The organism is uncultured Virgibacillus sp. (assembly GCF_947495635.1).
Classification (GTDB): Bacteria; Bacillota; Bacilli; order Bacillales; family Amphibacillaceae; genus Virgibacillus; species Virgibacillus salarius.
Genome location: NZ_CANMAB010000003.1, coordinates 61,690 through 74,645 on the forward strand (window position 1 = coordinate 61,690; position 12,956 = coordinate 74,645).

At 34.6% G+C, this 12,956-nt stretch carries 12 protein-coding genes; 8 read left to right on the plus strand and 4 right to left on the minus strand.

The features are described 5' to 3' along the window. Positions 1 to 72: 72 nt before the first annotated feature. Together Q1A47_RS01510 and Q1A47_RS01515 are read right to left on the minus strand one after the other, a co-directional pair. A complete protein-coding gene (locus tag Q1A47_RS01510) occupies positions 73 to 222 on the minus strand; it encodes a YjcZ family sporulation protein (RefSeq protein WP_034679373.1) in 150 nt (49 codons plus the stop codon). A 31-nt stretch (positions 223 to 253) separates the two neighbouring features. Then, positions 254 to 355, minus strand: coding sequence for a YjcZ family sporulation protein (locus Q1A47_RS01515; protein WP_080668726.1), 102 nt, complete (start codon positions 353 to 355; stop codon positions 254 to 256). Positions 356 to 564: 209 nt separating this feature from the next. Here Q1A47_RS01515 and Q1A47_RS01520 point away from each other — a divergent pair, with 209 nt between their 5' ends. From Q1A47_RS01520 to essA, 7 genes are all read left to right on the plus strand, one after another. Continuing rightward, positions 565 to 819 carry a hypothetical protein gene (locus Q1A47_RS01520; protein WP_026682178.1) on the plus strand — a complete coding sequence of 85 codons (255 nt, stop codon included), beginning with the start codon at positions 565 to 567 and terminating at the stop codon, positions 817 to 819. Positions 820 to 1,134: 315 nt separating this feature from the next. Beyond that, a complete protein-coding gene (locus tag Q1A47_RS01525) occupies positions 1,135 to 1,428 on the plus strand; it encodes a WXG100 family type VII secretion target (RefSeq protein ID WP_026682177.1) in 294 nt (97 codons plus the stop codon). A 133-nt stretch (positions 1,429 to 1,561) separates the two neighbouring features. After that, positions 1,562 to 1,801 carry an EsaB/YukD family protein gene (locus tag Q1A47_RS01530; RefSeq protein ID WP_026682176.1) on the plus strand — a complete coding sequence of 80 codons (240 nt, stop codon included), beginning with the start codon at positions 1,562 to 1,564 and terminating at the stop codon, positions 1,799 to 1,801. Positions 1,802 to 1,840: 39 nt separating this feature from the next. After that, positions 1,841 to 3,064 carry a type VII secretion protein EssB gene (essB, locus tag Q1A47_RS01535; RefSeq protein WP_026682175.1) on the plus strand — a complete coding sequence of 408 codons (1,224 nt, stop codon included), beginning with the start codon at positions 1,841 to 1,843 and terminating at the stop codon, positions 3,062 to 3,064. A gap of 27 nt (positions 3,065 to 3,091) precedes the next feature. Then, a complete protein-coding gene (essC, locus tag Q1A47_RS01540; protein WP_166529954.1) occupies positions 3,092 to 7,495 on the plus strand; it encodes a type VII secretion protein EssC in 4,404 nt (1,467 codons plus the stop codon). Then, positions 7,496 to 10,327, plus strand: a complete 2,832-nt coding sequence (esaA, locus tag Q1A47_RS01545; protein ID WP_026682173.1) for a type VII secretion protein EsaA — start codon at positions 7,496 to 7,498, stop codon at positions 10,325 to 10,327. After that, entirely contained in the window at positions 10,308 to 10,757 is a 450-nt protein-coding gene (essA, locus tag Q1A47_RS01550; protein WP_026682172.1) for a type VII secretion protein EssA, read from the plus strand. Before esaA ends, essA begins: the two co-directional genes overlap by 20 nt. 29 nt (positions 10,758 to 10,786) lie before the next feature. Here essA and Q1A47_RS01555 read toward each other — a convergent pair whose 3' ends face one another. Continuing rightward, complete coding sequence (locus tag Q1A47_RS01555; protein WP_026682171.1) at positions 10,787 to 11,578, minus strand: DUF2268 domain-containing protein; 792 nt, start codon at positions 11,576 to 11,578, stop codon at positions 10,787 to 10,789. 130 nt (positions 11,579 to 11,708) lie between these two features. On the opposite strand from Q1A47_RS01555, the gene Q1A47_RS01560 reads away from it, so the two are divergent. Continuing rightward, entirely contained in the window at positions 11,709 to 12,416 is a 708-nt protein-coding gene (locus Q1A47_RS01560) for a class I SAM-dependent methyltransferase (protein ID WP_166529955.1), read from the plus strand. 175 nt (positions 12,417 to 12,591) lie between these two features. On the opposite strand, the gene Q1A47_RS01565 is transcribed toward Q1A47_RS01560, so the two are convergent. Then, a complete protein-coding gene (locus Q1A47_RS01565) occupies positions 12,592 to 12,894 on the minus strand; it encodes a hypothetical protein (protein ID WP_166529956.1) in 303 nt (100 codons plus the stop codon). Between the last annotated feature and the right edge of the window lie 62 nt (positions 12,895 to 12,956).

The following is a 12,956-nucleotide window of genomic DNA, read 5'->3' on the forward strand; positions in this document are numbered from 1 at the left end:
GATTGTATAGGTTGTTCTTTTATACTGAAATAACGAAGAACACCAAAAAACTAATTTTTTATAAGAAAGGTATTACAACCAAGCTGCGCCAACGATAATAAGAAGAATGAATAAGACTACAATCAAGGCAAATCCGCCAACACCGTAACCATATCCACCACCTGCTGGAGCTCCATAACCATAGCCTCCGCAGCCACAACTAGATCCATAACCGAATCCCATTTAAACCCCTCCTACTAATTTATATAGCCTATTAACAAACGTAAGCTGCACCTACGATAATCAACAGGATAAATAAGACTACAATTAAAGCAAAGCCACTGCCGTAGCCATATCCGCCTACTGCTTCACCCATGTTGCTAACACCTCCAGTCCGTTTACATTAATAATGTATGAGCACAGATAAGAATTGATATAGGTTATCACCCAGATCATCAGAATTTGGGCGCTATTTCTCTGGAAAATCTCTTTATTTCCGCTATTCACCTGATACATCTGTCTTTTACAATGCAATATTTTATACATAAAATGTTGTATCTGTACTACAAATGGGGGGTGAATGATATGTCAGGATCACATTACTATTCCGTTTGTCAACGACATAAAGGTAAAGCTGTCGAAATTAAAACACACAATGGGAGAGTTCATCGAGGGATAATTGACCGTGTTAGCTCCAATCGAGTATATTTACGACCACTTGGTCAGCAAGGCTTAGGCGGATTTGGAATTGGATTTTATGGACCGGGTTATGGTTTCGGATTTGGTGTCGCACTTGGAGCCATTGCAACGTTGGCGGTATTGCCATTTTTCTTCTGGTAGTAAGAGAAAGGATGAGACAAACGTATTTTATTCACCTAATAATCCGAACGATTTCAGTTGAATCATTTCGGATTATTAGGTTCTATCATTGATCCAGCAAATTTTGGGTTAACTATTATAGTTTTGTAGGAAATTAGTAATGTCAACATCTAGTATTATAGTACTTATGAGTGGTAAGAGACTTTAAAGGCATTCAATTTCATGGTTATAAATACTTATTTTTGAAAAGATTCTATTTAAGTGGTAGCTACTACCAATATTTTCTTTTATAATGGCACTAAAGAACGATAGATATTAAAGTTGGAGGAAGTTTGTATGTCTGGCATGATGCGTATAAGTCCTGAAGAATTAGCAACTATTGCTCAACAGTATGGTATGGAAAGCGGAAATGTACTAAATATTGTGGGTAATTTGGATGGGCTAATGGAAAAATTAGAGGAAATCTGGGAAGGTAATGCAAAAGATGCGTTTGCGGGACAATATGAAGAATTACGTCCTTCATTCATGCAAATGGTTGAATTGTTAGAGGATGTGCAGAGACAATTAGCTTCAACGGCACAAACACTCCATGATACGGATGCAACTATTGCTAGTCAAATGCGTAAATAAGACTCTAAGTTGTAGTTATTTTGTTTCTTTTTTATGCGGATAATAACAGAAATAGTAAGTTTGTCATAGTGCCGCAGTATGTAAATTGCCGGCACTATTTTTTACGAAATAGAAAATAATAGGGGAGAAAAACATGTATATACATGTCACGGTTAATATTGAACGCTATCATCAAGAAAATATAGAACTGCGATTATCTGATCAATTTATGATTAAACAGCTGATTGATATCACATGGCAGGCGAAACAAATAGAAGGAAAACCAAGAGAAGGACATTGGATACGCGTAAAAAATAAGGAACGTGTTTATAATGGTGGGTTAACCTTACAAGCATGTGGCATTACAACAGGAGACTGTATCGAAATCCTATAAAGATACTAGATGGAATTGATAGTTTAAAGGAGCAAAGAAATGTCTGAGGAGCTTACATATTTAGAGAAACAAACAGACGCAGCTATTTCGTATGAACATGGAAAAATAGAAATCAGTTTTCACCGTGCAAAAGTAAAACTTAACGATCAATTAGAAATTGAATGGTTAAAGTCCATTAATCAAGAGATCCGTAAAGAAATAGTTCGAACGGAAGACGAATTAAAAATCTATCTGTCGCCACCTAAATCTTATCATGCTTTTCATAAACTATACTCCAAGAGTGAACAGGCACAGTGGCAGTTTGCATATAACTTAGTTCAACATATACAAAAACATGCCTTAAAACGATTAAAAATTATTGTTTGTCCTGAGAATATATTGTTTGACTATGGATTGAATCCCCATTTTTTACATTATGGTGTAAGTGAAAGCATACCACCTTATGAAGATAATGATGAAAGGTTATGGAGAGAAGTTAGGGCAGTTATTGCGGAGATAGCAGATAATAAAATTGATTTCGCTTCCTATGTAAAACACCATGAAACACTTGATCTGTCGCCAATTGCAAAGCAAATTATGGATGCAGAAACTTATGAACAGTTACAGTCGATTATCACTCATCAATTACAAAATAAAGAGAAAGATGAGCAGTCTGTATTACATGTGCCAGCAAAAAAATGGAAAGTACAACGCTACACTTTGATCGCTGTATCTCTATTATTAATCCCAACGCTTTTCTATAGTTTATTTGCACTGTTTTTCAAAATCCCGCAGACAAACGCTTATATAGATAGTAACCGGTCATTTATGGAAGAACAGTATAGTTCTGTGGTAACAACGCTTGAAAACTATGATGAAGCATCTATGCCTTATGGAGTGAAATATCAGCTTGCTTCCTCTTACATTGTTAATGAATCATTAACAGAAAATCAAAAACAAAATGTTCAAAATACCATTACTTTACAGTCTGATGAGCGATATTTCTCTTATTGGATTAATATTGGACGTGGTAACTATCAAGAAGCAATTGACACCGCTAGGTTATTGGAGGACCGAGATTTAATCGTGTATGGTCTATTAAAACAACGTGAAGCATTAAAAATAGATCAAGAGCTTAGTGGAGATGAAAGAGAGGAAAGACTAAATAAAATTGAACGAGAAATAGATGACTATCAAGAAACAATGGATCAAGTCCAGGAGGGTAGCTCAGGGCAAGACGAACCACCAATTGATGAAGAAGCGAAATCAAACAATGGCGATTAAACACAGTTTACAACAGGAGGTGATCTTATGGAGCATCTGTGGTTATTTTATAATGGGTCCTATCAATACCAATCACTTAGCGGATTACAAGATATTTTAATAGGGAATAGTTTAAGCGACACAATTACGATTCAATCCATCTCCTTAGACTCATCAAAGATCTTAATTCGTAAAACGGGCGTTCAAAAGTTGGAAGTATTTCATGGCGGGCATTTTAAAGGTGAAATTGAACCCGACAAGCCGCATGAATTAAACATAAACAATCAAATGATAAAGCTTGTTTATCGATACCAGGAGTATCAAGAAAAAGACTATTACATTGGCAACCATTCGGAGCTGATCATACGTGATTTTTCCTTAGTAAGGCATGATGGTTCGTGGATATTACAACCTACTAACGATTCTGTTTTTCGAAATGGTGAAATTGTCAAAGGAGTAACACCCATACAGTATGGCGATAAATTGTTACATCAATATATATTCTTTTCTATTAAGAAAAACGATATCTTAACCGTTTACGCGCATAATCAATTTTCTATAGAATTAACAGAAATGAAAGAGCCAACATCGGTTATGAAGGAAAAGTATCCATCGTTTCGTAGAACACCTCGTATGATTTATGAAATGCCCGATGATAAAGTTGCTTTTTCGTTTCCTTCTGAGGAAATTGATGATGAAAGACGAGGAATCTGGCTAATTATTTTACCTCCGCTCATGATGCTTATTGTTATGGGGGTTGTAGCCTTGTTACGTCCACGAGGTATTTTTATTTTGATTTCTCTAGCAATGTTTGGTACATCGCTAATAACTTCTACTGTACAATATTTTAAAGAAAAGAAAAATCAGCTTAAGAAGCAGGAAAAGCGAAAAAGGTTATATACACGCTATTTAAAAAATAAGCGTGAAGAACTTTACCAGTTATCGAATAAACAGCGTGAGGTACTTTATTATCATTTCCCTTCATTTGAACGCATGAAGTATTTGACAAAAGAAATTAGTGATCGTATCTGGGAACGAACATTAGTAAGTAATGACTTTTTGCGGTTTCGTATTGGTAGAGCAAGAGTGCCATCTACCTACGATGTTTCTGTCCAACGAAGTGATATGTCCAACCAAGAAATGGATGATTTATTGGAAAAATCACAGGAGCTTGTTGCCCATTATAAGTATGTCAATAATGTACCATTAGTTATTGATCTATCCCAAGGTTCAATGGGAATGGTTGGTAAAGATTCAATCGTAAAGAAGGAAATTCAGCAAATTGTTGGTCAATTAAGTTTTTCCCAAAGCTATCATGATATTCGATTTGTAACTATATTTCATGAGGAAGAGTATAAGCAATGGGAGTGGATGAAATGGTTGCCACATTTTCAGTTACCACATACATACGCTAAAGGATTCATTTATAATGAACAGACACGTGATCAACTACTTTCTTCCATTTATGAAATGTTAAAGGAACGAGATTTAGACGAAGAAAAGGGTAAAATAACCTTTTCTCCGCATTTTGTGTTTATCATTACGAACCGTCAGTTAATTTCTGAACATGCTATATTAGAATATTTAGAAGGTGAACACGCTTCAATTGGCATCTCAACTATTTTTGCAGCAGATACGAAAGAAAGCTTATCGGAGCATATACACACCTTGGTAAGATACATTGATGATCAGCAAGGAGATATCTTGATTCAACATCAAAAAGCCGTACATATACCATTTAAACTTGACGGGCATCAAAAACAGGATAATGAAACCTTTGCGCGAACGCTGAGATCTTTGGATCATCAATTAGGGATGAACAATTCAATTCCAGAGAAAGTAACCTTCTTACAATTATTTCAATCAGCAGATATTCGTTGTTTAGACATTGCCAATAAGTGGCGAGAGAATCAGTCCGCCAAATCACTTGCTGTACCAGTTGGTCTTAAAGGAAAAGATGATCACGTATTATTAAACCTACATGAAAAAGCACATGGACCACATGGTTTGTTAGCTGGTACAACGGGCTCAGGAAAAAGTGAATTTCTACAAACCTATATTTTATCTTTAGCTGTTCATTTTCATCCTTACGAGGTAGCTTTTCTATTAATAGATTATAAGGGTGGTGGGATGGCTCAGCCATTTAAACACATTCCGCATTTATTAGGTACAATCACAAACATTGAAGGGAGTAATAATTTTAGTAAACGAGCACTTGCTTCAATTAAAAGTGAATTGAGAAGACGGCAGCGTTTATTTGATCTCCATGAAGTAAATCATATTCATGATTATATGCTTCTATATAAGCGAGGGGATGCCGTGGAACCAATGCCGCATCTCTTTTTAATCTCTGATGAATTTGCAGAGCTAAAGAGAGAAGAACCGGAATTTATTAGAGAATTAGTTAGTGCTGCACGAATTGGAAGAAGTTTGGGAGTACACTTAATTCTTGCTACGCAAAAACCTGGTGGTATTATTGATGACCAAATTTGGAGCAATGCACGGTTCAAGATTGCTTTAAAAGTTCAAGAGGAAAGTGATAGCAAAGAGGTTCTGAAGAATGGTGATGCGTCAAAAATCACAACCACTGGACGAGGATATTTACAAGTTGGAAATAATGAGGTATATGAACTTTTTCAATCCGCGTGGAGTGGGGGACCATATACAAAGGATGCGTTTGGTACGGAGGATGAAGTTGCGTTGGTTACAGACTTAGGTCTTATTCCTTTATCAGAGGTTTCAACAGAAGAAAGTGGAGCAAGGCATAAGAAAACGGAAATAGATGCAGTGGTAGAGGAAATCTCCAAGGTGCAAGAGGAATTGCAAATCCGCAAATTACAAAGTCCTTGGCTACCTCCTCTCCCACAGAGAATTACAAAAACAGAGGACAACATTGTAGCAGATAATGCGTACGAGATAGGTTTGGTAGATGAACCTGATCAACAAAGACAGACTAGTTATCTTTATCGTGTCATGGACGATGGAAACATTGGTATTTTCGGCTCTTCAGGCTATGGGAAATCAACGACACTACTTACATTTTTACTTCGTTTCTCAATGAAGAATAGCCCTGAAAAGATGAACTATTATATTTTTGATTTTGGAAATGGAGCACTTCTACCACTACAACAACTGCCACAAACTGGAGATTATTTTCGGTCAGATGACCATAGAAAGATTGAGAAGTTCTTCACTTTTATGTCAGCACAGATGGAAGAGCGAAAGCAGTTATTTAGGGATCAGGAAGTTAGTAATATTAAAATGTATAATGCTTTAGTAGAAGAGGAGTTACCAATTATCTTTATCGTGATTGATAACTATGATTTAGTAAAAGAAGAATTGCAGGAAATAGAAAATCGCTTTATCCAAATTGCTAGAGATGGTCAATCGCTTGGTATTTATACAATTCTGACTGCTTCACGAACCAACGCGGTAAAGCATGCGTTGATGAGTAATCTGAAAACAAAAATTGTGCATTACTTGATGGATACGTCGGATAAATATGCGATCCTTGGAAAAACCGCATATGAAACAGAGGAAATTCCTGGAAGAGTTTATATTAAGAATGAAGAGCCATTTCTTGCGCAAATTTATCTGCCTTCAAGTGGCGAAAGTGATGTTGAGGTATTAACAGGCATTAAAGGAATAATTCAACTACTAAATAAAACCTATGTAGATGCTCCGAAGCCAAAGTCGATTCCGATGTTACCACATAAGTTATCATATCAATCATTTCTTAATCGTTCAGATGTTCAATTGTCTGGACAAACCCCGGCAATTGGCTTGGATGAAGCAAATGTAAAACCTGTGTATCTGGACTGGCAAACAAATCGACATTGCCTGATTCTTGGCGATGCACAAAAAGGTAAATCAAATGTGTGCAAAGTTATTATCCATCGAATGAAGGAGAAAGCTACAATTGGATTATTTGATTCTATTAACCATTCATTAGCAAACTATGTAGAGGAAGATTCCGTTAATTATATGGAAACGAAGGAAGAATTAATAACATGGTTGAAAGAAATTGAACGAGAGTTTGAACGTCGAGAGCAAACATATAGGGAAGCTTTGATGGAAAGAAAAACAGCAAAAATCTTATTTTCTCCATATATACTTATGATTGACGGAATGAGTAATTTTCAGCAGAAATTGGATACTATGCTCCAAACAAAATTAGCAAATTTTATGAAGCATAATAGTCATCTTGGGTTTAGTGTTATCGTCTCTGGTGGTGCGAATGAATTTTCCAAAGGGTTTGATCCATTTACAAATGAAGTCAAACAAGTGAAACAAGCAATCTTACTCATGAAAAAATCTGAGCAAAACTTGCTTTCATTACCATATACACGTAATGAACAAGAAATTAAAGCAGGTTTTGGCTATTATGTAAAAAACGGTAACCCAATAAAAATTCAGATTCCACGCTATGACCTTGAAGGGGTGACCTATTAAATGGACAAGGGAATGAAAGCATCCATAGGGTTAAGCATGAAGGTACTAATTATATTACTATTACCACTTCTATTATTTCGTTATGTGGATAGTCAACCTAGAATTATTCTGGAAGAAGAGTCAAGTATTCGAAGTGTGGCAATTGTTAATGAAGATACTGGATATGAAAGTGAATTACAGTCGATTAATCTTGGGCATGAAATACCTATCCTATTAAAAGATCAGGAGGATTACTCATGGACCGTAGTTAATCGAAGTACAGCAGAGCAGGGGCTTGCTAATAAAAATTACGATGCGATTATGTATATCCCTTCCAATTACTCCAAAAATATAATGACCTTTAAAGAGAATCAGCCGACAAAGGCATCACTTCATTATGTAATTCAGCCTAATTTGGAAGCGAAGGAACGACAACGAATCCATAGGCAAATGGCGAATGCTAAAAATATAATTAATCAAGAAATGATATCGTTATATTGGAATTATGTTTCTCAGCAGGTCAATCATATTCGGGATCAGTTTGATTTAATTGTTGAAAAAGAAATTGCTTTTCAAGATGCAATGTATTCCTTCTATACACCTTCGTCAAAAACATTAGCGTATGAAATAGATGTACATAAATCTAACTTGAAAAACATATTAAAGGATACGAGTCAAGTTGATGAGATATCATCAAGCAATGTTCATACTGCTGAAAAAGTCGAAAACAAAATGAAGTCCTTTGCCAAAGCATTAAATGAATATAAAGAAACGCAAAAGAAACAACAGCGTTTATTAGAAATATATCTAGATGAAAACCAAGAGGCATTTCATGAAGGATTGACGAGATATCATCAGGCTCTTGAAGAAAGTATAACTTCAATTGAAGAACAGTTTAAGCAGCAATCGGTGCTATTTAAAGAAAATCGAAATCAATTATTGGGTAATTTTGAACATTTAAAGAATAATGTAGTACACGGTAGAAACTATGTGGATAAGTGGAATGAAATACAAGCAAAAAAATATGAATTACTTTTATTAAAAATAAATACGTATAAAGATAAATTTTTAAACGAACCAAATACTAAACTAGACAAAGCTATACGTAATTTAAAAGGTTTAAAAAGAGATATCATTGATATTCCAACAGCTCCTAATGTGAATGAAGTTATTACAATTGATTTAGCAAAACTGAGTGAACATATGGCAGAGTTGGGTAAGGCTATTGATCAGTTTTCAGCCGCAAGTGAGGAAGAGCCGGAAATTCCTAAAGAAGATAAGGCTGACTGGAATAATATAGTCAATAACTTCGCAAAATTAGATACGGAGTTAAATGCTTTAGTAGAATTGCAATCTAACAATCCAAATCCTAATGAAATTATTGATGTATGGGAAGAACACGTCAATGAATGGAATAAAACTTATAAAAAACTGATGGATCAGATAGAAGAGCCCATTTTGAAATTAGTTAACAACATTGAAGAGAAACAAAACAAAATATTAGTAAGTAAAGAAATATCTGATGAAAGAAGGGAGTTTTTAAAGGGTGAGTTTGAAAAATTAAAATTGGATAATAAACCACTTATTTCTTTAATTGTGTATTCAGAAGAGTTATCAGTCTACATGAATACATTAAATCAAAAGAAAAAAGTAAATAATGACATTTTGAGCGTTTTTGAGAAGGAATTACATACATTAACTACTTTAAATTCAAATTATTATACAAAACTCAATGATGTATTTGGCAAGAATTTAAACGCTATTAATTCATCAAAATCAGTAGGAGAAGAAAGGATAGGTCTTAGTGAATTAATTAAAAACACAGAAGATTTATTTGCTTCTTATAATGATAAACTGAATCAAGGAAAAACAAATATTAAAAGTATTATAGAAGAAATGGAGCTTGGTTCAGCTAATATTACAGAGAAACTACAGAAAATTAACGATCATACCTTTGAATGGAAGATATCTCCTGTCCTAGAACAATTAGATGGAGAAATGATGGTCGAAATTCAGCAAGGTACCATGTCTGATTTAGAGCATATGGCTGAACTGTTAAATAAACTAAATGAAAACCAAAATCAAATAACTTCCTCCACAGAAGAGCTACAGGAACAAGTAAATACGGTTCAGCAGCAATCAGATGAATTAAATAATAAATGGTCACAAAACGTTGCTTCATCTGAAAAGGTACGGAATGAAATCTATGATATCCTAGGAAATACAATTGTGGATGGACAAGTAAATCCACTTGTTTTCAATTATTTATCAAATCCTGTACAAGTGGAAGGACAGCTGAATGGTCAAGTAAAAGCAGAAACAGAAGATAGGATTCCACCAGTAATAATGTTTATCATTATTTTATTAAGTGGTTTATTAATTGGTTTTTTAAGTAATTACTATTCCAATACATCCTATCTTGTTCAAGGCGGACTGTTCTTGCTCTTAAATATAGCTGTAGGGTTGATTATTAGTATTTATGGATTGAACATGTATTCATTAGATAATGCTAGAGCTATGCAATGGTCGCTATTTACTATATTGTTGTTGGTTACCTGTGCAAACATAGTTCGTGGGGGATTATTTATTGGTCAATTTGTCGGTTGGATAACAAGTATGATGATGATCGTGTTTTTTATTTCACCTTTAGTAGATCTAATTGTACCGGAGTTTCGATTTAATAATCCGATAACGGATGTATATATTTCTTTACAATATGGTACAGGCGAATCCACCTATTTAGCTATGTTCATACTAGCCTTAATATCGTTACTCATGTCAGCTCTTATTTACACGATTCAGCAGTTTAAAAATAAGTCTAAGGTGGATGAGGATGAAGAAGAAGCACTTTAGTTTACTCGTTCTAGTAGCTTATTTCTGGTGTAGTCCCGTTTTTGCTGAAGGAAGCGATACACCGGAACCTAATGAATACAAAGAAAAGGAAATAGAAATAAAAAAATCATATCAAAATGATGTAAGCAAAAGAGGAGAATTACCAGAGGAACAAAAACATTTAACATTCCAAAAGCAGGATCAAACAGATAGTATGCAGTTAAGGGAGCAATTATTCCAAATTTCTCGACTAGAAGCAAATACGATTATAGCAAAAGCAGATCAATTAGCACTTTTTTCAAAGCAAGATCGAAATACTATCCGAAAACAAGAGATACAGCCAACGGAAAGTCCGTCCAATATCTTAACTGTATTGATAGTTACTGTGGTCATTATTATTGCTGCAATGTTTTTGCTGATTATTCCAAAGTACAAGCAATCCCATAATTAATTTTATGGGATTGTATTTATTTAATCGACTCAACCCCTAATATCAACATTATCTAGCTCTGCTATCTTTTCACTAGTTAATGTTAGCAATTCCTGACTAGTAGCTCGATGTTTTTCCAGGTATTTTTTAACTAGATAATTGCCAACGGAATAACCCATCATGAATGGATAAAATTGAAGTCCATAAAGAATGTGATGATGTTTTCTACTTTTTTTTGATAGTTGGTTATGAGGTAGAATATGTTTTTCCCAAAAAACGTTTAACATATCATCTGAATATTTACTTGTATAGAATGCTGTATATTTTTCACCTAGCCGTTCACGTACAGCATTTTCTGCCAACCCCTCTAAAATAATCGTGTCTAGTAAAGTATAATCTGCTTCTTCCTTGGAATAGTTCGTTAATCGACAGGCATGATTATATTCATGCGTAAGTAATGCTTTTATTTCATTTGGTGTATTTGTGTCGGATAAAAATAAAAAAAGTTTATCTTTAAAAGTTAGCCCAGCCTTACTATTATAATCATCTTTTAACTTACGGTTGGTGGTATCAGATGGGAAAATGAAAATAGGAACACTAGGGCCATTCCAGAGTCTTTTTAGCTGTTGATAGTCTTCCTCTACGGTTTGCCAAACTTGTTTTTTTATAAGTTGCCTGACTCGTTGTTTTTGTAGTGGTGGCAGGTACATACCGAATTGGGTTAAGTGGGCATATATTTCATCAGCGTAAGCATGCTCAAAATAATCCTCCATCTTTTCCGTGATTTTCAAAGGGGTTTTATAGTGCTTTAACAACCATTGATCTGTCCGTATAACTCCCATTTTTCCCCACCCTTACATCATTATTTTGATAGCATATGCGCTTTTTTTATAGACGTTTCCAGACTATATGTATTTTTGTGACCGAAATTGTTGTATTGTCATAGTCTGACAATGAAAGGAGGACTTTAACGTGAATTATCTTGAAGGATTAGCCGAACTTGGAGTTGGAGGTGCACATCCAGGGGGATTGAAGTTGACAAAAGAGCTGTTGAAAAAGGAAAGCATTAATGAATCAACAGTGATTTTGGATGTAGGATGTGGGACTGGTCAAACGGCGGCATATCTTGCAGGGTTTTACCAATGTGCCGTTACTGCCGTAGATTATAATCAAATGATGGTGGATAAAGCGATAAATCGATTTAAGCTGCGCAAGCTTCCAGTTCAAACCATGAAAGCAGATATCACGCAGCTGCCACTGAAATCAGAGGAATACGATATGGTTATTTCAGAATCTGTTATTTCCTTTACAGAAATTACTCGTGCCCTTTCAGAAATCACTCGTATCTTAAAGCCAGGTGGAGTCTTTATTGCGATAGAAATAGTATGTGAACGCACATTAAGGGATCATGAAAAGAGGATGCTAACATCATTTTATGGATTTACGGAAATACAAACAGAAGAAGCATGGAAGCAACAATTGTACCGAGAAGGGTTTCATCACGTGCGGGTGGAAAAACCGAAGTTAAAAAAGGAAGAAATGACATTAGAGGATACAAATGATTTCGATCTATCTGAAAAGGTTGATGAAGATACGTTTGAAGTATTAGTTTTACATGAAGAATTAATGGAAAGGTTCAAAGAAAAACTAGGATTTAGAGTATTTAGATGTAAATTATAAGGCTAGTTTATTATGGGACTTCCTAGTACTATCCAGGATGTGGCCTTGTATCTGCTAGTATGTATAATATCAGAGCATCATTTTGATGTCCCTGATAACATGTACACGCTAAAAGAGCTAATAAAGAAAGGCAAGTTTAATTAAGTGAAGAGTATTGTTGAAAACGTACTGATTTTTATGATGGATCAACTTTGTTCACATGGTTAGAAGTATCGATTGTAAGTTTTTCGATTAATCGTTTCTTTATGTCGTTATTAGATATATACTCATTAAAAATTAGAAATGATTTATCTCCATCTTCTATTATGTTAAATGGACCAGTTTTATTGAAATGGTGATCATGAAAAATCATATCATTTGGGTAATTATCTATTTCGTTACCTTGACTTCCAGTTAAAATGGTAACGAAAATGATTGCTATACTTAATCCAGCAATTATTTTCACCGAGCAATCCCTCCTAAATGAAAAGCTACTCATTATTAATTTTCATAGCAACCTGTTTTCCATTAATAAAAGTTTCCAATATCGTTATGAATATC

Coding starts and splice junctions, on each gene's coding strand:
- Q1A47_RS01510 (WP_034679373.1), bottom strand. CDS start 222: ATGGGATTCGGTTATGGATCTAGTTGTGGCTGCGGAGGCTATGGTTAT.
- Q1A47_RS01515 (WP_080668726.1), bottom strand. CDS start 355: ATGGGTGAAGCAGTAGGCGGATATGGCTACGGCAGTGGCTTTGCTTTA.
- Q1A47_RS01520 (WP_026682178.1), top strand. CDS start 565: ATGTCAGGATCACATTACTATTCCGTTTGTCAACGACATAAAGGTAAA.
- Q1A47_RS01525 (WP_026682177.1), top strand. CDS start 1,135: ATGTCTGGCATGATGCGTATAAGTCCTGAAGAATTAGCAACTATTGCT.
- Q1A47_RS01530 (WP_026682176.1), top strand. CDS start 1,562: ATGTATATACATGTCACGGTTAATATTGAACGCTATCATCAAGAAAAT.
- essB (WP_026682175.1), top strand. CDS start 1,841: ATGTCTGAGGAGCTTACATATTTAGAGAAACAAACAGACGCAGCTATT.
- essC (WP_166529954.1), top strand. CDS start 3,092: ATGGAGCATCTGTGGTTATTTTATAATGGGTCCTATCAATACCAATCA.
- esaA (WP_026682173.1), top strand. CDS start 7,496: ATGGACAAGGGAATGAAAGCATCCATAGGGTTAAGCATGAAGGTACTA.
- essA (WP_026682172.1), top strand. CDS start 10,308: ATGAAGAAGAAGCACTTTAGTTTACTCGTTCTAGTAGCTTATTTCTGG.
- Q1A47_RS01555 (WP_026682171.1), bottom strand. CDS start 11,578: ATGGGAGTTATACGGACAGATCAATGGTTGTTAAAGCACTATAAAACC.
- Q1A47_RS01565 (WP_166529956.1), bottom strand. CDS start 12,894: ATGAGTAGCTTTTCATTTAGGAGGGATTGCTCGGTGAAAATAATTGCT.